Below are 18,754 nucleotides of genomic sequence, written 5' to 3'. Positions count from 1 at the left end.
TTCAACTCTTATTGTTGATTTTTTGTTAAGCCGAGGAACGGCAGAGTATTTTTTTCCAGGGGTGGGAAAAAAGGATATTCAGGAGAAAATGTGCCACATATCCGTCAGTTGTGTTGGGTGGGGTTGCTGTGCTTAAGCGGCCCGGCCGTCGCCGCAAATGTTCGCTTACAGGTCGAAGGATTATCGGGACCGCTGGAGAAAAACGTCCGTGCGCAGTTGTCCACGATTCAAAGTGATGAAGTCACACCGGACCGACGTTTTCGTGCGCGCGTTGATGACGCTATTCGCGAAGGGTTAAAAGCGCTGGGCTATTTTGAGCCGACCATTGATTTTGAACTGCGTCCGCCGCCGGCGAAGGGACGTCAGGTATTAATCGCTAAAGTGACGCCCGGAGAGCCGGTACTTATTGGTGGAACCGACGTTGTTTTACGCGGCGGGGCGCGCACCGATAGCGATTACCTGGATCTGCTGAAAACGCGTCCGGCAATCGGCACGGTGCTCAATCAAGGAGACTATGACAGCTTCAAAAAGTCATTAACCAGCGTGGCGCTGCGCAAAGGCTACTTTGACAGTGAATTTAATAAAAGCCAGCTGGGGATTGCGCTCGATCGTCGCCAGGCGTTCTGGGATATCGATTACAACAGCGGTGAGCGCTATCGCTTTGGTCATGTCACCTTTGAAGGTTCGCAAATTCGCGATGAGTACCTGCAAAACCTGGTGCCGTTCAAAGAGGGCAAAGAGTACGAATCCAAAGACCTGGCGGAGCTGAACCGCCGTCTCTCAGCAACCGGCTGGTTTAATTCTGTCGTTGTGGCACCAGAGTTCGACAAAGCCCGCGAAACCAAAGTGTTACCGCTGAAAGGTGTGGTCTCACCACGCACGGAAAACACCATTGAAACCGGGGTGGGCTATTCAACTGACGTCGGGCCACGGTTAAAAACCACGTGGAAAAAGCCGTGGATGAACTCCTACGGCCATAGCCTGACCACCAGTGCCAGTATCTCTGCGCCGGAGCAGGTCCTGGATTTCAGCTATAAAATGCCGCTGTTAAAGAACCCGCTGGAGCAGTATTACCTGGTGCAGGGGGGCTTTAAACGTACCGATTTGAACGACACCGAGCAGGACTCAACCACGCTTGCCGTCTCCCGCTACTGGGACCTTTCCAGCGGCTGGCAGCGTGCGATCAACCTGCGCTGGAGCCTCGACCACTTTACACAGGGTAACGTTACCAACACCACGATGCTGCTGTATCCGGGCGTGATGATCAGCCGGACGCGCTCGCGCGGCGGCCTGATGCCCGTCTGGGGTGATTCCCAGCGCTATTCCATTGATTACTCCAATACCGCCTGGGGCTCTGACGTCGACTTCTCCGTCTTTCAGGCGCAAAACGTCTGGATCCGTACGCTGTACGACAGCCATCGCTTTGTGATGCGTGGCAACCTCGGCTGGATTGAAACCGGCGATTTCGACAAAGTCCCGCCGGACCTGCGTTTCTTCGCCGGGGGCGATCGCAGTATTCGCGGCTATAAATACAAATCTATTTCGCCTGAAGGGAGTGACGGGAAGCTGAAAGGGGCCTCCAAGCTGGCGACCGGATCGCTGGAATACCAGTACAACGTAACCGGTAAATGGTGGGGGGCGATGTTTGTGGATAGCGGTGAAGCGGTGAGCGATATCCGCCGCAGCGATTTCAAAACCGGTGCCGGGGTTGGCGTTCGTTGGCAGTCACCGGTTGGGCCGATCAAGCTCGATTTAGCTGCGCCGATCGGCGACAAAGATGAACATGGTTTACAGTTTTACATCGGTCTGGGGCCTGAATTATGAGTTTATGGAAGAAGATAAGCCTCGGCGTATTGATTGTTATCCTGCTGTTGTTGGGCTCCGTGGCGTTCCTCGTCGGCACGACCTCGGGCCTGCATTTGGTCTTCAAGGCCGCTAATCGTTGGGTTCCAGGGCTGGAGATTGGCCAGGTCACCGGCGGCTGGCGGGATCTGTCGCTTAAAAATATTCGCTACGACCAACCTGGTGTGGCGGTGAATGCCGGTGAAGTGCATCTGGCCGTTGGTCTTAACTGCCTGTGGGACAGCAGCCTGTGCGTCAACGATCTGTCGCTGAAAGACATCAACGTGGCGATCGACAGCAAAAAGATGCCGCCTTCTGCGCCGGTTGAGGAAGAAGACAGCGGCCCGCTAAACCTCTCCACGCCTTACCCGATCACGCTTTCCCGCGTGGCGCTTAACAACATCAATATCAAAATCGATGACACCACGGTGTCGGTGCTGGATTTTACCTCCGGACTGAACTGGCAGGAAAAAACGCTGACCCTGAAACCTACGTCATTGCAGGGGCTGTTAATCGCCCTGCCAAAAGTGGCGGACGTGGCGCAGGAAGAGGTGGTGGAACCGAAGATCCAAAACCCGCAGCCGGATGAAAAACCGCTGGGCGAAACGTTGAAAGATCTGTTCTCAAAACCTGTTTTGCCGGAAATGACCGACGTTCATCTGCCGCTGAATCTTAATATCGAAGAATTTCGCGGTGAGCAGTTGCGCGTCACCGGTGATACGGATTTAACGGTGCACAGCATGCTGCTGAAGGTGAGCAGCATTGACGGCAACATGAAGCTCGACGCGCTGGATATCGACTCCAGCCAGGGGGCAGTGAAGGCCAGCGGTACGGCGCAACTGACCGACAAATGGCCGGTTGATATTACCCTCAACAGCACGCTGAACATCGAACCGTTAAAAGGCGAGAAGGTGAAGCTGAAGGTTGGCGGCGCGCTGCGTGACCAGCTGGAAGTGGGTGTCAATCTGTCTGGTCCGGTGGACATGGATCTGCGTGCACAGACACGTCTGGCGGAAGCGGGATTACCGCTCAATCTGGAGGTGGTGAGTAAGCAGGTTTACTGGCCATTTACCGGCGACAAGCAGTTCCAGGCCGATGACATCAAGCTCAAACTGACCGGCAAGATGACCGACTATACGCTCTCGATGCATGCCGCCGTGAAAGGCCAGGATATTCCTCCGGCGACCATCACGCTGGATGCCAAAGGCAATGAGCAGCAGATCAATCTCGACAAACTTAGCGTTGCCGCGCTGGAAGGTAAAACCGAGCTGAAAGCGCTGGTGGACTGGCAGCAAGCCATTAGCTGGCGCGGGGAGCTGACGCTGGACGGCATCAATACGGCGAAAGAGGTGCCGGACTGGCCCTCGAAACTGAATGGTGTGATCAAAACCCGCGGTAGCCTGTACGGCGGAAGCTGGCAGATGGAGGTGCCAGAACTGAAGCTGAGCGGAAACGTGAAGCAGAACAAGGTCAATGTGAACGGCTCGCTGAAGGGTAACAGCTACCTGCAGTGGACCATCCCCGGCCTGCATCTGGAACTGGGGCGCAACAGCGCTGAGGTGAAAGGTGAACTGGGCGTCAAAGATCTCAATCTCGACGCGACAATTGATGCCCCAAGTCTGGATAACGCGCTGCCGGGGCTGGGCGGCACGGCGAAGGGGCAGGTCAAGGTGCGTGGTACGGTAGAGGCGCCGGAACTGCTGGCGGATATCACCGCCCGTGGCCTGCGCTGGCAGGAACTGTCCGTGGCTCAGGTGCGTGTTGAAGGCGATGTGAAATCAGCGGAGCAGATTGCCGGTAACCTCAACGTGCGCGTTGAGCGGATTGTGCAACCTGATGTGAACATCAATCTGGTTACGCTGAACGCCAAAGGAAGCGAAAAGCAGCATGAGCTGCAGCTACGTATTCAGGGCGAGCCGGTTTCGGGACAGCTTGATCTGGCCGGGAGTTTTGATCGCAAAGAGCAGCGCTGGAAAGGGGAATTAAGCAATACCCGCTTCCAGACCCCGGTTGGTCCGTGGTCACTGAACCGCGCCATTGCGCTGGATTACCGCAATCAGGAACAGAAAATCAGCATCGGGCCGCACTGCTGGAACAACCCGAATGCGGAACTGTGCGTACCGCAGACGATAGATGCCGGAGCGGAAGGTCGCGCAGTGGTGAACCTTAACCGTTTCGATCTGGCGATGCTGAAACCGTTTATGCCGGATGCCACCCAGGCCAGCGGCGTGTTCACAGGCAAGGCCGATGTGAGCTGGGACACCACCAAAGAAGGACTGCCGCAGGGGCAGGTGACGCTGAATGGACGTAATGTGAAGGTGACACAAAGCGTCAACGATGCCCCGCTGCCGGTGGCGTTTGACACGCTGAATCTCACCGCCGACCTGCACAACAACCGTGCCGAACTGGGCTGGCTTATCCGCCTGACCAATAACGGCCAGTTTGACGGTCAGGTGCAGATAAGTGACCCGCAAGGACGACGCAATCTGGGCGGGAACGTCAATATCCGCAATTTCAATCTGGCGATGGTGAACCCTATCTTCTCGCGCGGCGAAAAAGCCGCCGGGATGCTAAACGCCAACCTGCGCCTCGGAGGTGACCTGCAAAGTCCACAATTGCTCGGCCAGTTGCAGCTGAGCGGCCTGGACGTTGACGGCAACTTTATGCCGTTTGACATGCAACCCAGCCAGTTGGCCGTTAACTTCACCGGGACCCGTTCGACAATTGCGGGCGTGGTGCGCACGCAGCAGGGAGAGATAAACCTGAGCGGTGACGCCGACTGGAGTCAACTAGACAACTGGCGAGCGCGCATTGCGGCCAAAGGCAGCCGGGTGCGTATCACCGTGCCGCCAATGGTGCGCCTGGATGTCTCGCCGGATGTGGAATTTGAAGCCACGCCGAACCTGTTTACTCTGAACGGCAATGTTGATGTGCCGTGGGCGCGTATTGTGGTGCACGACCTGCCGGAAAGCGCAGTCGGTGTTTCCAGTGATATGGTGATGCTCAATGACAATCTACAGCCGGAGAAACCGCAGAGCGCCGGGATCCCGATCAACAGCAACCTGAACATCCACGTCGGCAACAACGTGCGTATCGATGCCTTTGGTCTGAAAGCACGTTTGACGGGCGATCTCAAAGTGGCACAGGATAAGCAGGGGCTGGGCCTCAATGGGCAGATTAATATCCCAAGCGGCCGCTTCCATGCGTATGGTCAGGATTTGATTGTACGTAAAGGTGAGCTGTTGTTCTCCGGTCCACCGGATCAGCCGTTGCTCAATATCGAGGCTATTCGTAACCCGGATGCCACCGAAGACGACGTGATCGCCGGTGTTCGCGTAACGGGTACGGCAGATGAACCGAAAGCGGAAATCTTCTCCGACCCGGCGATGTCGCAGCAAATGGCGCTCTCTTACCTGCTGCGCGGGCAAGGATTGGACAGCGAACAGAGCGATAGTGCGGCAATGACGTCTATGCTTATTGGCTTAGGGGTTGCACAAAGTGGTCAGATTGTGGGTAAAATCGGGGAGACGTTTGGCGTAAGCAATCTGGCGCTGGACACGCAAGGGGTGGGCGATTCATCTCAGGTGGTTGTCAGCGGATATGTACTGCCAGGTCTGCAGGTGAAATATGGTGTGGGTATATTTGACTCTTTAGCGACACTCACGCTACGTTATCGTCTGATGCCTAAGCTATATCTGGAAGCTGTGTCTGGCGTTGATCAGGCACTTGATTTGCTCTATCAGTTCGAGTTTTAGCAATGCGAATATTTGTTTATGGTAGTTTACGTACCAAGCAAGGTAACAGCCACTGGATGACCAACGCCCAGTTGCTGGGTAATTTCAGCATCGATAACTACCAGTTGTACAGTCTGGGCCACTATCCAGGCGCGGTTCCGGGAAACGGAACGGTACACGGGGAAGTTTATCGTATTGATAACGCCACGCTGGCAGAGCTTGATGCGCTGCGCTCGCGCGGCGGAGAGTACGCACGCCAGTTAATTCAGACGCCTTACGGAAGTGCATGGATGTATGTATATCAACGTCCGGTAGATGGGTTAACGCTGATAGAAAGCGGTAACTGGTTAGACCGCGACAAGTACTAACATATACCTGATGGATTTCGAGTTGCATCAAGGCGGCGACGCAGGAATCCCCAGTCACGTACATCAGTACGTGACTGGGGTAAGCGAGGAAAGCCAACGCAGAGGCAGTTTGAAAGACGACAGGTATAACACGCCACCCTCGGGTGGCGTTGTTTTTTAGGATTTAGAACTCCACGCGCGCGCCAAGGTTATAGCGGCGTCCTTCCACCTGAGCGGACTCACTCCATGCGGTCGTGAGTTTCGGATCCTCATCCAGCACGTTGTAGACCCCCGCCATCAGCTGTGTGTGCTTATTCAACTGGTAGCGTACGCCCACATCCACCATCGTGTAATCATCGTACTTGTTGTTATTACCGCTGTTGCGGTTGCTGCTGCGGTAGTTCACCGTACTCCACACGTCGAGGCTTTGCGTCGCCGTCCAGTTCAGCGACAAGTTCGCCATATGGCGTGGGTAGTCGTTCAGCGCGTAGCCTTTGTTGACGCCACTTTTCTGCTCGCTGTGGTTGTAGGTGTAGTTGGCATTGGCTTTGACGTCGGTGCTAATTTGCCAGTCGGCGTTGAGCTCGACGCCGTACACATCGGCTTCGCTGACGTTAAAGTATTTACTCACCGAGTCGGCGTTGTAGCCATTGACTGAGCACTGGTTGGTCGCCGTGGTTTCACAAATGGTTTGTTCCGCAATCTTGTCTTTGAATTGCGTATAGAACACGGTGCCATCGAGCGACAGCACATCGCCCGTCCAGTACAGACCCAGCTCAGAGTTAACGCTTTTCTCCGGTTTTAAGTCGTCATTGCCGACCGTCAGGAAGGGATAGGGCACGGTTGAACCGTAAGGGGTGACGAAGTTACTGGAGGTGGCTCGCAGTTCCGGCTTTTTATATCCGGCGGAGACGCCGCCTTTCAGCGCCCAGGCATCGTTGAATGCCCAGTTGCCGTACATTTTCGGCGTAATGTGCGTACCAAAGTTATCGTCCTGATCCATACGTGCGGAGGTCGTCAGGATGAAATCGTTGATGCTCCAGCCGTCTTCCACGAACAACGCCCAACCGTTGCGGCTGATTTTGGTAACAGGCTCCGAGCCTGGCAGCGTTTTGTTGGCGACATCAAACCGGTCGTTTAACTCTTCGCGGGTGAAGTTCGCCCCGACGGTCAGCTTATGGGTGTCGAGCGTGAAGGTGGTTTGTGAATTGGCGACGTAGTTTTCCATCTGCACATACTGCGGTGACTGCCCGTCATAAACGTATTTTGAGCGGCCTTTTTCGTAGTTAATGTAGTTAGTTGTCGCGATAGTATCGTCGGCATACCAGCCGGTATGGGTCAGGGTGGCGGCGTTACGATCATATAACCATGACCACGGCGCACCACGTTTCTGGGTGCGGTTTTTTTCCTGCTCGCCGGTGACAACGTTGAGATCGAAGAGGTTATTTTCGCTGGCGGCCAGACCCAGCGTCATATCCACGGATTTGCGGTTATGTTTGCCGAAGTAATTATTCCGATCGTCGTCGCGACGGTCGAGCCAGTCGGCAGCCACGCTTAAGCCGAGAACATCGGGAATAATTGGCCCCATGGTGAAAAGATTCATCTGACTGGTATTGCCGAGATACTGGTGTTCCTGAAGCCAGGTATTCGCGGCAATTGCCGTCGTCCAGTCTTTCGCCCCATACGGTTTTTTGGTGATGACGTTAACCACGCCGCCGATGGCATCGGAACCGTACAATGATGACATCGGCCCACGAATAACCTCGATGCGCTCAATGGCTTCCATTGGCGGTAAGAAGTTGGCTTCGGTGCCTATGTCGTGCCCATAGGGGCGTGACTGGCCGGTATTTTGTTTGACGCTGTTCACCATGAAGGCGGTATAGGACGGGTCCATGCCGCGGATCATAATGCTGCCAGCATTCATGCCGCTGCTGTTCGACACCGAGACGCCGGGAATATTTTTAATGGCTTCCCCCACGTTGCGGTCCGGCTGAATATCCAGCGTTTTACGGTCGATAACTGAAATAGTCGCCGGGGCTTCACGCTTTTGCTGCGAGAAACCGGACGCCGTAATCACCATTTCATCTTCGCTATTGCGTGAGGTTTCCGTTAATTCTTCGGCCTGCGCGGGAAAAATAACCCCGCCTGAGAATGCAACGATCCCTGTCAGCGTAATAAGTTGACGCGTTTTCATAATATAAGACACCTGAAAAGTAAAAAAATAAAAGCGCCACCTTGCCGCGCAACATGGCGACAAGGTGCAAAATAGTTTTTGATTATTAGTATTGAGATAAATCGATTTTCAGCACGTAGTCGGGCTTGACGCCAATCATTTTTTCCGGCTGTTTTACGCTGACATACAAGGTGTTAGCGTCCGGTGAAAGCGCCAGGCTGTTAGGTAACGCATTGGTTTCAATGCTGTGTTTTACCTGATAGGTGTTGCTATCGACAATGCTGACCTGCTTGGCATTGCGGTGTGTAATATAAACTTCCTGACGCGTCTCGTTATAGAGAACAGCCAGTGAATTAATGACTTTGATTGGGGTAATGACTTTTCCGGTATGAATATCGACAACCAGAACATCGGCTAAATCAGGATCGGTCAGGAACGCGCGATTATTTTTGCTATCAAGGGCGATATTCAGGAAGAAATGCTTTTTAGCGGGTTCAACGGAAAAACGGTTAATTATTTTGTGGCGGGTGGTATCCAGCGTAATCAGCTCGTTTCTGCCGTTCACCACGTACAGACGATCGTTTGTAGCATCAATCGCCATGCCGGTCGGGTATTCGCCCATATTTTCAAGGGTGGCTATTTTTTCACGCTTTTGCGTATCCACCACCCAGATAACGCCTTTTTCAGCCACGCCGGAAACGTACAGGCGGTGATGTTGCTTATCCAGCACCATTTCACGCGTATGGATGATTTCCTTCGGGTTGCTGGTATCGCTCAGTTGCAGTATCGCCCGTTCTTTACCGCTGCGGGTATCGATAATCGTCACCGAACCTTCCAGCGTATTACCGACATACAGCACCTGATTTTCTTCATCCAGCGCGGTAGCAAACGCCCGGCGGCTGGTTTCGATGACTTCGGTGGTGGTGAGTTTCTCCAGATCGAGTTTGTAGATAACCCCGCGGGTTTTGTCTTTATCAAACGACGGTGAAGAGGCGGCAAAAAGCGCCTTCTGCTGGCCATCAACCGCCAACTCATACACCCCGTTACCGACGTCGCGGGTCAGGAAATCTTTCTCAGACAGCGTCTCTGCCACGCTGGGCAGGCTGGTAAATAACAATGTTGTGGCGAGGGCCACGGCGGAATAGTGTTTCAGGGACTTCACAGTGTGGAGGTTCATTGACGTTTATTCACATTTATTTACGTGTTGCGAATGATAATGAGATCTAGTCTCATTCGCAAATAAGATGAGCAAAATGTGACTACCCAATCTGGTAGGTCAAAAAGAAAACAGCGGAGAAAGGAAAAACGAAGAGAGGGAAAATGAGAAGTAAAAAACCCTTACTAACCAGACGCTGGCGTTCAGGGTTTTGAGCTCAGGCGAACTTATTTCTTCGCACGCTCGAAGGATGCAACGATTTCAGCTTTAGCGGCTTCAGCGTTGTCCCAACCGTCAACTTTCACCCATTTGCCTGCTTCGAGATCTTTGTAATGCTCGAAGAAGTGAGTGATCTGCGCTTTCAGCAGGTCCGGCAGGTCGTTCACATCTTTGATGTGATCGTATTCTTTGCTCAGCTTGGTGTGCGGTACCGCAACCAGTTTCGCATCTTCACCGGATTCGTCGGTCATTTTCAGTACGCCAACCGGACGGCAGCGGATCACTGAACCTGGCTCCAGCGGGTACGGTGTCGGGACCAGAACGTCGACCGGGTCGCCATCCAGAGACAGGGTGTGGTTGATGTAACCGTAGTTGCACGGATAGAACATCGCAGTGGACATGAAGCGGTCAACGAACAGGGCGCCGCTCTCTTTGTCAACTTCGTATTTGATCGGATCTGCGTTCGCAGGGATCTCGATAACAACGTAGATATCTTCCGGCAGATCTTTACCGGCAGGGACGTTGAGTAAGCTCATGTCTGTTTCCTTTAAATATGCTATGGCAAACAAGTGGCGGGTATTATAGCCAACTCGCGCTGAATGTCTCCGCTTGTTTTCGATTTGCCACCTCGGATTTTCGCTTTTTCTCCCTGTCTTGATGACAGAAAAATCCATAACTTCAGCTGCATTTTTCATAGGGTAATGAAAGCGATTACAAACTTGTGATTAACGTTTTATTTACTTTTTTGAAGTGTGATGTAACGCAATCCGTTACATGCTCGATTGTCTATAGTTTTTTCGCGACAGTTTATTAATCAACAATAATCACCCTACGAGGACGCACTTATGTGGAAGCGCTTACTTTTAGTCACAGCAGTTTCGGCAGCCATGTCATCTATGGCGATGGCCGCCCCTTTAACCGTAGGATTTTCGCAGGTCGGGTCTGAATCCGGCTGGCGTGCAGCAGAAACCAACGTAGCGAAAAGCGAGGCCGAGAAGCGCGGCATTACGCTGAAAATTGCCGACGGCCAGCAAAAACAGGAAAACCAGATTAAAGCGGTACGTTCATTCGTGGCGCAGGGCGTGGATGCTATTTTCATTGCGCCAGTGGTAGCAACAGGCTGGGAGCCGGTATTAAAAGAAGCGAAAGATGCGGAGATCCCGGTCTTTTTGCTCGATCGTTCCATCGATGTCAAAGACAAATCTCTCTATATGACCACCGTGACGGCCGACAACGTGCTGGAAGGCAAATTGATTGGCGACTGGCTGATTAAAGAAGTGAACGGCAAGCCGTGTAACGTTGTGGAGCTACAAGGAACCGTCGGTGCCAGCGTGGCGATTGACCGTAAAAAAGGCTTTGCTGAAGCCATTGCCAAGGCACCAAACATCAAAATTATCCGCTCTCAGTCCGGCGACTTTACCCGCAGTAAAGGAAAAGAAGTCATGGAGAGCTTTATCAAAGCGGAAAACAACGGCAAGAACATCTGTATGGTTTACGCCCACAACGATGACATGGTGATCGGGGCGATTCAGGCAATCAAAGAAGCGGGTCTGAAACCGGGCAAAGACATTCTGACCGGCTCTATCGACGGCGTGCCGGATATCTATAAAGCGATGATTGACGGGGAAGCCAACGCCAGCGTCGAGTTGACGCCGAACATGGCCGGTCCAGCCTTTGACGCGCTGGAGAAATTCAAAAAAGACGGCACCATGCCTGAGAAGCTGACCATTACCAAATCTATCCTCTATCTGCCGGATACCGCGAAAGAAGAGCTAGAGAAGAAGAAAAACATGGGCTACTAAGCCTTCATGAAAATGCCGGGGGCGCTGCGCTTGCCCGGCCTACATTAAGCGCTTTTGTAGGCCGGATAAGCGTAGCGCCATCCGGCGTAATGCAGGGGGAGCCATGACCACCGACCAACATCAGGAAATCCTTCGCACCGAAGGGTTAAGTAAATTTTTTCCTGGCGTCAAAGCGCTGGATAACGTGGATTTCAGCCTGCGGCGTGGCGAGATTATGGCGTTGCTCGGTGAAAACGGAGCCGGTAAATCGACGCTGATCAAAGCGCTGACCGGCGTTTACCACGCCGATCGCGGCACCATCTGGCTTGAAGGCCAGGCTATCTCACCCAAGAATACCGCCCATGCCCAGCAACTGGGGATAGGCACCGTGTATCAGGAAGTGAACCTGCTGCCCAATATGTCGGTGGCAGATAACCTGTTTATTGGCCGCGAGCCGCGACGCTTTGGCCTGCTGCAGCGCAAGCAAATGGAAAAGCGTGCTACGGAGCTGATGGCGTCCTACGGTTTTTCCCTTGATGTGCGCGAGCCGTTAAACCGTTTTTCGGTGGCGATGCAGCAAATTGTCGCCATTTGCCGGGCTATCGATCTGTCGGCGAAAGTATTGATCCTCGACGAACCCACCGCCAGCCTGGATACCCAGGAAGTCGACATGCTATTCGGTCTGATGCGGCATCTGCGCGATCGCGGCGTCAGCCTGATCTTCGTTACCCATTTTCTCGATCAGGTCTATCAAGTCAGCGATCGGATCACCGTTCTGCGTAACGGCGGCTTTGTCGGCTGTCGCGAAACCCGCGAACTGCCGCAGATCGAACTGGTGAAGATGATGCTCGGTCGGGAACTGGATACCCACGCGTTGCAGCGTGCGGGCCGCACGTTGCTGAGTGACAAACCGGTGGCGGCCTTCAGTGGTTTTGGCAAAAAAGGCACGATCGCACCATTCGATCTGCAGGTCCGTCCCGGCGAGATCGTCGGCCTGGCGGGGTTGCTGGGATCGGGACGTACAGAAACCGCAGAAGTAATCTTTGGCATTAAACCTGCCGACAGCGGCAGTGCGCTGATCAAAGGCAAACCGCAGACCCTGCGATCGCCGCATCAGGCCTCGTGTCTGGGGATCGGCTTCTGCCCGGAAGACAGGAAAACGGACGGCATTATTGCTGCCGCCTCGGTGCGGGAAAATATCATCCTGGCCCTGCAGGCACAGCGCGGCTGGCTGCGGCCGATTCCGCGCAAAGAGCAAAATGACATTGCCGAGCGTTTTATCCGCCAGTTGGGTATCCGCACCCCCAACGCCGAACAGCCGATCGAGTTTCTCTCCGGCGGTAATCAGCAAAAAGTTCTGCTGTCGCGCTGGCTGCTGACTAAACCGCAGTTTTTGATCCTTGATGAACCCACGCGTGGGATCGACGTTGGGGCACACGCCGAGATCATTCGCCTGATCGAGACACTCTGCGCCGACGGTCTGGCGCTGCTGGTGATCTCTTCTGAACTGGAAGAACTGGTGGGTTACGCCGATCGGGTCATTATCATGCGCGATCGCAAACAGGTGGCCGAGATCCCGCTGGCTGAACTGTCCGTACCGGCAATCATGAACGCCATTGCGGCCTAAGGAGACTGTTGTGATGCCTCAATCTCTCCCTCAATCCAACACCGCGAAACGACGATTTCGCTGGCCGAAGGGCATGCCGCAACTGGTGGCGCTGCTGCTGGTGCTGCTGGTTGACAGCCTGGTCGCCCCGCACTTTTATCAGGTGATTTTGCAGGATGGCCGTCTGTTCGGCAGCCCGATTGATATTCTCAACCGCGCCGCGCCCGTGGCGCTGCTGGCGATTGGCATGACGCTGGTGATTGCCACCGGCGGTATCGATCTTTCCGTTGGCGCGGTGATGGCCATTGCGGGGGCTACCACCGCCGCGATGACGGTTGCCGGGCACAGCCTCCCGGTGGTCCTGCTTGCGGCGTTAGGCTCCGGTATCCTGGCGGGATTGTGGAACGGGATTCTGGTGGCCATCCTTAAGATCCAACCGTTTGTTGCCACGCTGATTCTGATGGTGGCCGGACGCGGGGTAGCGCAGTTGATCACCTCCGGGCAGATCGTCACGTTTAACTCGCCCGATCTGTCATGGTTCGGTAGCGGATCGCTGTTGCTGTTCCCGACTCCGGTGATCATCGCGCTGCTAACGCTGGTCGCTTTTTGGCTGCTGACGCGTAAAACGGCGCTGGGTATGTTTATTGAGGCGGTCGGCATCAACATTCGGGCGGCGAAAAATGCCGGGGTGAATACCCGCGTTATTGTGATGCTCACCTATGTGCTGAGCGGTCTGTGCGCGGCCATTGCCGGGATTATCGTCACGGCGGATATTCGCGGAGCCGATGCCAACAACGCCGGGTTATGGCTGGAATTAGATGCCATTCTGGCGGTAGTGATCGGCGGCGGTTCGCTGATGGGCGGGCGATTTAACCTGCTGCTGTCGGTGGTGGGGGCGTTGATTATTCAGGGCATGAACACCGGGATTTTACTGTCCGGCTTCCAGCCGGAGCTCAACCAGGTGGTTAAAGCCATCGTGGTGCTGTGCGTGCTGGTCGTCCAGTCGCAACGCTTTATCAGCCTGATAAAAGGAGTGCGTGGTCATGATAAAACGTAACTTACCGCTGATGATCACCCTTGGCGTCTTTGTGCTGGGCTACCTCTACTGCCTGACGCAGTTCCCGGCCTTTGCCTCGACGCGCGTGATCTGCAATATCCTGACCGACAACGCCTTTTTAGGCATTATCGCCGTGGGTATGACCTTCGTGATCCTCTCCGGCGGCATCGATCTTTCCGTCGGTTCGGTGATTGCCTTTACCGGCGTATTTCTGGCAAAAGCCATTGGTTACTGGGGGATTTCCCCGCTGCTGGCGTTCCCGTTGGTTCTGGCGATGGGCTGCGCGTTTGGCGCCTTTATGGGGTTACTGATTGATGCCCTGAAGATCCCGGCGTTTATTATTACGCTGGCGGGAATGTTCTTTCTGCGTGGCGTCAGCTATCTGGTCTCCGAAGAGTCTATCCCGATCAACCACCCGATTTATGACACGCTCTCCAGCCTTGCCTGGAAGATCCCCGGCGGTGGTCGTCTGAGCGCCATGGGACTGTTGATGCTGGGCGTAGTGGTGATCGGTATCTTCCTTGCGCACCGTACACGCTTTGGCAATCAGGTGTACGCCATTGGCGGTAGCGCGACGTCAGCTAACCTGATGGGGATCTCGACCCGCAGCACGACAATCCGCATCTATATGCTTTCTACTGGGCTGGCGACGCTGGCCGGGATTGTCTTCTCCATTTATACCCAGGCCGGTTATGCGCTGGCAGGCGTCGGCGTCGAGCTGGATGCCATTGCCTCGGTGGTGATTGGCGGTACGTTGCTGAGCGGTGGCGTGGGCACGGTGCTGGGCACCCTGTTTGGCGTGGCAATCCAGGGATTGATTCAGACCTACATTAACTTTGACGGCACATTAAGCTCATGGTGGACGAAGATCGCCATCGGTATTCTGCTGTTTGTTTTTATCGCCTTACAGCGCGGTCTGACGGTGCTATGGGAAAACCGCCAAAGTTCACCGGTCACACGGGTGAATACCACGAGCGCGTCAAAATGATGTCGTGGGCTGTTTTTCGCGTATAGCGGGTAATGCGTATACACTAGGAGGCTACACTTACTTAATGGAATCAAAAGCATGAAAGGAATCGAAGGCGAAGGGCTACCGACAGCATGCGCCAGCTGCGGGGAGAACGTACTGCCTCCGGATACCCACTGCACGCGTTGTGAGAATAAAAAATATACGGGAATTGGCGGCTGGCTTTATTTACCGGCGGTGACGCTGGTGATGTCCGTCATTTCTGGGGTCATTGGCTTTTTCGGTGTGGCGATGTTTGTTTTGCACACTGAAACGGACGTGAGTGCGCTGGTTATTTTTGAACTCGTCTGTATGGCCGTTCTCTTAATGCTGCTGGTTTACACGACGTTTTTGTTTTTCAAAAAGAAACGTCAGCTACCCAAGTTTTATACTGCCTTCATTTTAGGCACCACGCTTTACTACGCGATGGACAGCTGGCTGGGCGCCACGTTCTATGGCGTGGGGCTGAGCACTGACGATATAAAAGCGTTTGTCTCCTGCGCGGCGCAGATCCTTATCTGGATACCGTATTTCCGCGTATCAAAACGGGTCAAACTGACCTTCGTCAACTAAGCACGTAAAGGACGCCGGATTGCTCCGGCGTCTGAGTCTTACGCGTCCGGGAACTCACGGATTAAACGTTCAACGTCTTCAACCATATGGTCGTTACCGACGAAGAATGAACGACGCTGGTGCAGGCTCTCCGGGATAATATCCAGAATACGGTTTTTACCGTCACTTGCTTTGCCGCCCGCTTGCTCGGCCAGCAGGGCCATTGGGTTGCATTCGTACAGCAGACGCAGTTTTCCATCCGGATGGCTGGCCGTGCTCGGGTACAGATAGATCCCGCCTTTCAGCAGATTGCGGTGGAAATCCGCCACCAAAGAGCCAATGTAGCGCGAGGTATACGGGCGCTGGGTGGCTTTATCTTCTTCCTGGCAGAACTTAATGTACTTCTTCACGCCATTCGGGAATTTGATGTAGTTGCCTTCGTTAATGGAGTAGGTGCTGCCTTTGGCCGGGAAACGCATGCGCTCCTGGCTGAGGCAAAATACGCCCAGAGAAGGATCGTAGGTGAACGCATGTACGCCACAACCGGTGGTATACACCAGCATGGTGGATGAACCGTAAACGACGTAGCCCGCCGCCACCTGCTTGTTGCCCGGTTGCAGGAAATCCTCTTCCGTTACCGGCGTACCGACAGGGGTGACACGACGATAAATCGAGAAGATCGTGCCGACAGAGACGTTAACATCGATGTTCGATGAACCATCCAGTGGATCCATGAGTACAACGTATTTTGCGTGTTCACAGCCTTCGAAGACGACGATTTCATCTTCTTCTTCAGAGGCAATGCCCGCCACAATATCGCGTGCCTTCAGTGCAGCTTTCAGTTTTTCGTTCGCGAACAGATCGAGCTTCTGCTGAACCTCTCCCTGCACGTTCTCAGCACCGCTGGCACCCAGGATATCGACCAGACCGGCCTTGTTGATATCGCGGTGGATGATCTTGGCGCCCAGCTTTATTGCCGATAACAAAGCAGTCAGCTCACCGGTAGCATGAGAGAACTCGTGCTGCTTTTCGACAATAAATTCACCTAACGTTTTCATAACACTTTCCCTGCAAATTGTATGGAGTAAAGCGACCGCCATAATCTTAACAAATATTTCAGCCCTCGCGCTTAGGTGAATCGCGCCAGCAAACTGCGGATTATCCTGAAATGCGTTTCTCAGTTGCCTGACATGTGCGTAAAATGACCCCCAGATTAAAAAAGGATAGTGACGTATGCGCATTCATATTTTGGGAATTTGTGGCACCTTCATGGGCGGTCTGGCGATGCTGGCTCGCTCGCTCGGTCATGAAGTAACGGGTTCGGACGCCAATGTGTATCCGCCGATGAGCACCTTACTTGAGAAGCAGGGCATCTCACTGATTCAGGGTTACGATGCCAGCCAGCTCGACCCGCAACCGGACCTGGTGATCATCGGCAATGCCATGACACGCGGTAATCCGTGCGTGGAAGCGGTGCTGGAGAAGAACATTCCGTACATGTCTGGCCCGCAGTGGCTGCATGACTTTGTGCTGCGCGATCGCTGGGTGCTGGCAGTGGCGGGAACTCACGGCAAAACCACCACGGCTGGAATGGCGACCTGGATCCTCGAAGTCTGCGGCTATAAGCCAGGCTTTGTCATCGGCGGTGTGCCGGGGAACTTCGAGGTTTCTGCGCGTTTGGGTGAAAGCGACTTTTTCGTTATTGAAGCGGACGAGTACGACTGCGCATTCTTCGATAAGCGTTCCAAATTCGTACATTACTGCCCGCGTACGCTGATCCTCAACAACCTTGAGTTCGATCACGCGGATATTTTTGACGATCTGAAAGCCATTCAGAAACAGTTCCACCATCTGGTACGTATCGTGCCGGGTCAGGGACGCATCATCTACCCGGAAAACGACATCAATCTGAAACAGACGATGGCGATGGGCTGCTGGAGCGAACAGGAACTGGTTGGTGAGCAAGGTCACTGGCAGGCGAAGAAACTGACGACCGATGCCTCCGAATGGGAAGTGTTGTTAGACGGTGAAAAAGTGGGCGAAGTGAAGTGGGGCCTGGTCGGCGAACACAACATGCACAACGGCCTGATGGCCATTGCTGCCGCTCGCCACGTTGGTGTTCAGCCTGCGGATGCCGCTAATGCGCTGGGCTCGTTCATTAACGCACGTCGACGTCTTGAACTGCGCGGCGAAGCCCATGGCGTGACGGTGTATGACGATTTCGCCCATCACCCGACGGCGATTCTGGCAACGCTCGCCGCGCTGCGCGGAAAAGTCGGTGGCACGGCGCGCATTATTGCCGTGCTGGAACCACGTTCTAACACCATGAAAATGGGACTGTGCAAAGACGATCTGGCGCCGTCGTTAGGTCGTGCAGATGAAGTGTTTCTGCTGCAACCGCCGCACATTCCGTGGCTGGTATCGGAAGTCGCGGAAGCCTGCGTGCAGCCTGCTCACTGGAGCGGTGATGTTGACGCGCTGGCGGACATGGTGGTGAAAACCGCGCAGCCTGGCGATCACATTCTGGTGATGAGCAACGGCGGGTTTGGCGGTATTCATCAAAAACTGCTGGACGGCCTGGCGAAGAAAGCGCAAGCACAAGCAGAAGAGTAAAAAAATGCCCGGTGGCGCAATGCTTACCGGGCCTACGATCGACTGTAGGCCGGATAAGGCGTTTACGCCGCCATCCGGCACTTTCAGCATACGAAGAAATTAGACTTCGTTTTCTGCCAACTCACGCAAATACTGAAAAATCTGACGTGCTGATTTTGGCGGCTTATTGCCTTCCTGCTCTTTCTTCGCATTGCGAACCAGAGAACGAAGCTGTTGGCGATCGGCGTGCGGCCACAGTCTGAGGACTTCCGCTACCGCATCATCACCTTCAACGATCAAACGATCGCGCAGCTGCTCCAGCTTGTGAAACATTACAACCTGTTGGTTGTGACGGTTCTTCAGCTTATCCAGCGCCTGACGGATAGGATCGACATCGCGCTGACGCAGCATCTTGCCAATCAGCTGCAGCTGGCGGCGACGGCCTTCCATCTTAATACGCTGAGCCAGCTCAATGGCGGCACGTAAATCCGCATCGAGCGGGATTTTATCCAGCGCGTTTTTCCCCAGTTTTACCAGTTCCACGCCCAGGTGCTTTAACTCCTCGGCGTCACGTTTTATTTCACTTTTACTGACCCAGATAATTTCATCGTCTTCGTCTTCGATGTCATCACCGGGAACGTCGTCGAGCCAGTCTTCGGGCTGCTTAGTCATGTCAGGCTCCTTAAAAA

The 18,754-nt window shown here is 54.1% G+C and carries 14 protein-coding genes; 9 read left to right on the top strand and 5 right to left on the bottom strand.

What is annotated here, in order from left to right; translation table 11 throughout:
- Positions 1-90: 90 nt before the first annotated feature.
- From tamA to FDX01_RS22425, 3 genes are read left to right on the top strand one after another with little or no spacing between them, the layout of a single operon-like run.
- Positions 91-1,824, top strand: coding sequence for an autotransporter assembly complex protein TamA (gene tamA, locus FDX01_RS22435; RefSeq protein WP_115259591.1), 1,734 nt, complete (start codon positions 91-93; stop codon positions 1,822-1,824).
- Positions 1,821-5,597 (top strand): autotransporter assembly complex protein TamB, encoded by a 3,777-nt coding sequence (gene tamB, locus FDX01_RS22430; protein WP_137400484.1) that lies wholly within the window; start codon positions 1,821-1,823, stop codon positions 5,595-5,597. The genes tamA and tamB overlap by 4 nt, the downstream gene beginning before the upstream one ends.
- A 2-nt stretch (positions 5,598-5,599) precedes the next feature.
- Positions 5,600-5,944 (top strand): gamma-glutamylcyclotransferase, encoded by a 345-nt coding sequence (locus FDX01_RS22425; protein WP_096758538.1) that lies wholly within the window; start codon positions 5,600-5,602, stop codon positions 5,942-5,944.
- Positions 5,945-6,107: 163 nt separating this feature from the next.
- Here FDX01_RS22425 and FDX01_RS22420 read toward each other — a convergent pair whose 3' ends face one another.
- The 3 genes from FDX01_RS22420 to ppa all read right to left on the bottom strand — a co-directional run bounded on the left by FDX01_RS22420 (position 6,108) and on the right by ppa (position 10,007).
- Positions 6,108-8,117, bottom strand: a complete 2,010-nt coding sequence (locus tag FDX01_RS22420) for a TonB-dependent receptor (protein WP_135912674.1) — start codon at positions 8,115-8,117, stop codon at positions 6,108-6,110.
- Positions 8,118-8,202: 85 nt separating this feature from the next.
- Positions 8,203-9,273, bottom strand: a complete 1,071-nt coding sequence (locus tag FDX01_RS22415) for a YncE family protein (RefSeq protein ID WP_135912673.1) — start codon at positions 9,271-9,273, stop codon at positions 8,203-8,205.
- Positions 9,274-9,479: 206 nt separating this feature from the next.
- On the bottom strand, positions 9,480-10,007 hold the full coding sequence (ppa, locus tag FDX01_RS22410; RefSeq protein ID WP_005134479.1) for an inorganic diphosphatase: 528 nt from the start codon (positions 10,005-10,007) through the stop codon (positions 9,480-9,482).
- Positions 10,008-10,316: 309 nt separating this feature from the next.
- Between ppa and ytfQ the strand changes: the two genes are divergently transcribed.
- From ytfQ to FDX01_RS22385, 5 genes are all read left to right on the top strand, one after another.
- Positions 10,317-11,273: a galactofuranose ABC transporter substrate-binding protein YtfQ gene (ytfQ, locus tag FDX01_RS22405; RefSeq protein ID WP_096758535.1), complete on the top strand. Its 957-nt coding sequence runs from the start codon at positions 10,317-10,319 to the stop codon at positions 11,271-11,273.
- Between the two features lie 103 nt (positions 11,274-11,376).
- Positions 11,377-12,879, top strand: coding sequence for a galactofuranose ABC transporter, ATP-binding protein YtfR (gene ytfR, locus FDX01_RS22400; protein WP_137363259.1), 1,503 nt, complete (start codon positions 11,377-11,379; stop codon positions 12,877-12,879).
- Positions 12,880-12,892: 13 nt separating this feature from the next.
- Complete coding sequence (gene ytfT / locus FDX01_RS22395; RefSeq protein WP_135953042.1) at positions 12,893-13,915, top strand: galactofuranose ABC transporter, ATP-binding protein YtfT; 1,023 nt, start codon at positions 12,893-12,895, stop codon at positions 13,913-13,915.
- Positions 13,902-14,903, top strand: coding sequence for a galactofuranose ABC transporter, permease protein YjfF (yjfF, locus tag FDX01_RS22390; protein WP_096758532.1), 1,002 nt, complete (start codon positions 13,902-13,904; stop codon positions 14,901-14,903). Before ytfT ends, yjfF begins: the two co-directional genes overlap by 14 nt.
- Before the next feature lie 78 nt (positions 14,904-14,981).
- Positions 14,982-15,494, top strand: a complete 513-nt coding sequence (locus tag FDX01_RS22385) for a DUF2569 domain-containing protein (protein WP_096758531.1) — start codon at positions 14,982-14,984, stop codon at positions 15,492-15,494.
- 38 nt (positions 15,495-15,532) lie between these two features.
- Here the strand turns inward: FDX01_RS22385 and fbp are convergent, their stop codons facing one another.
- Positions 15,533-16,531: a class 1 fructose-bisphosphatase gene (gene fbp, locus FDX01_RS22380; protein WP_096758530.1), complete on the bottom strand. Its 999-nt coding sequence runs from the start codon at positions 16,529-16,531 to the stop codon at positions 15,533-15,535.
- 175 nt (positions 16,532-16,706) lie between these two features.
- Between fbp and mpl the strand changes: the two genes are divergently transcribed.
- A complete protein-coding gene (mpl, locus tag FDX01_RS22375; protein WP_115259583.1) occupies positions 16,707-18,086 on the top strand; it encodes a UDP-N-acetylmuramate:L-alanyl-gamma-D-glutamyl-meso-diaminopimelate ligase in 1,380 nt (459 codons plus the stop codon).
- Positions 18,087-18,185: 99 nt separating this feature from the next.
- On the opposite strand, the gene yjgA is transcribed toward mpl, so the two are convergent.
- Entirely contained in the window at positions 18,186-18,737 is a 552-nt protein-coding gene (yjgA, locus tag FDX01_RS22370; protein WP_115259582.1) for a ribosome biogenesis factor YjgA, read from the bottom strand.
- Positions 18,738-18,754 lie beyond the last annotated feature (17 nt).

Source organism: Citrobacter sp. wls613 (genome assembly GCF_005281195.1).
Taxonomy (GTDB): Bacteria; Pseudomonadota; Gammaproteobacteria; order Enterobacterales; family Enterobacteriaceae; genus Citrobacter; species Citrobacter gillenii.
This window is presented reverse-complemented; position numbering and strand designations above follow the sequence as displayed.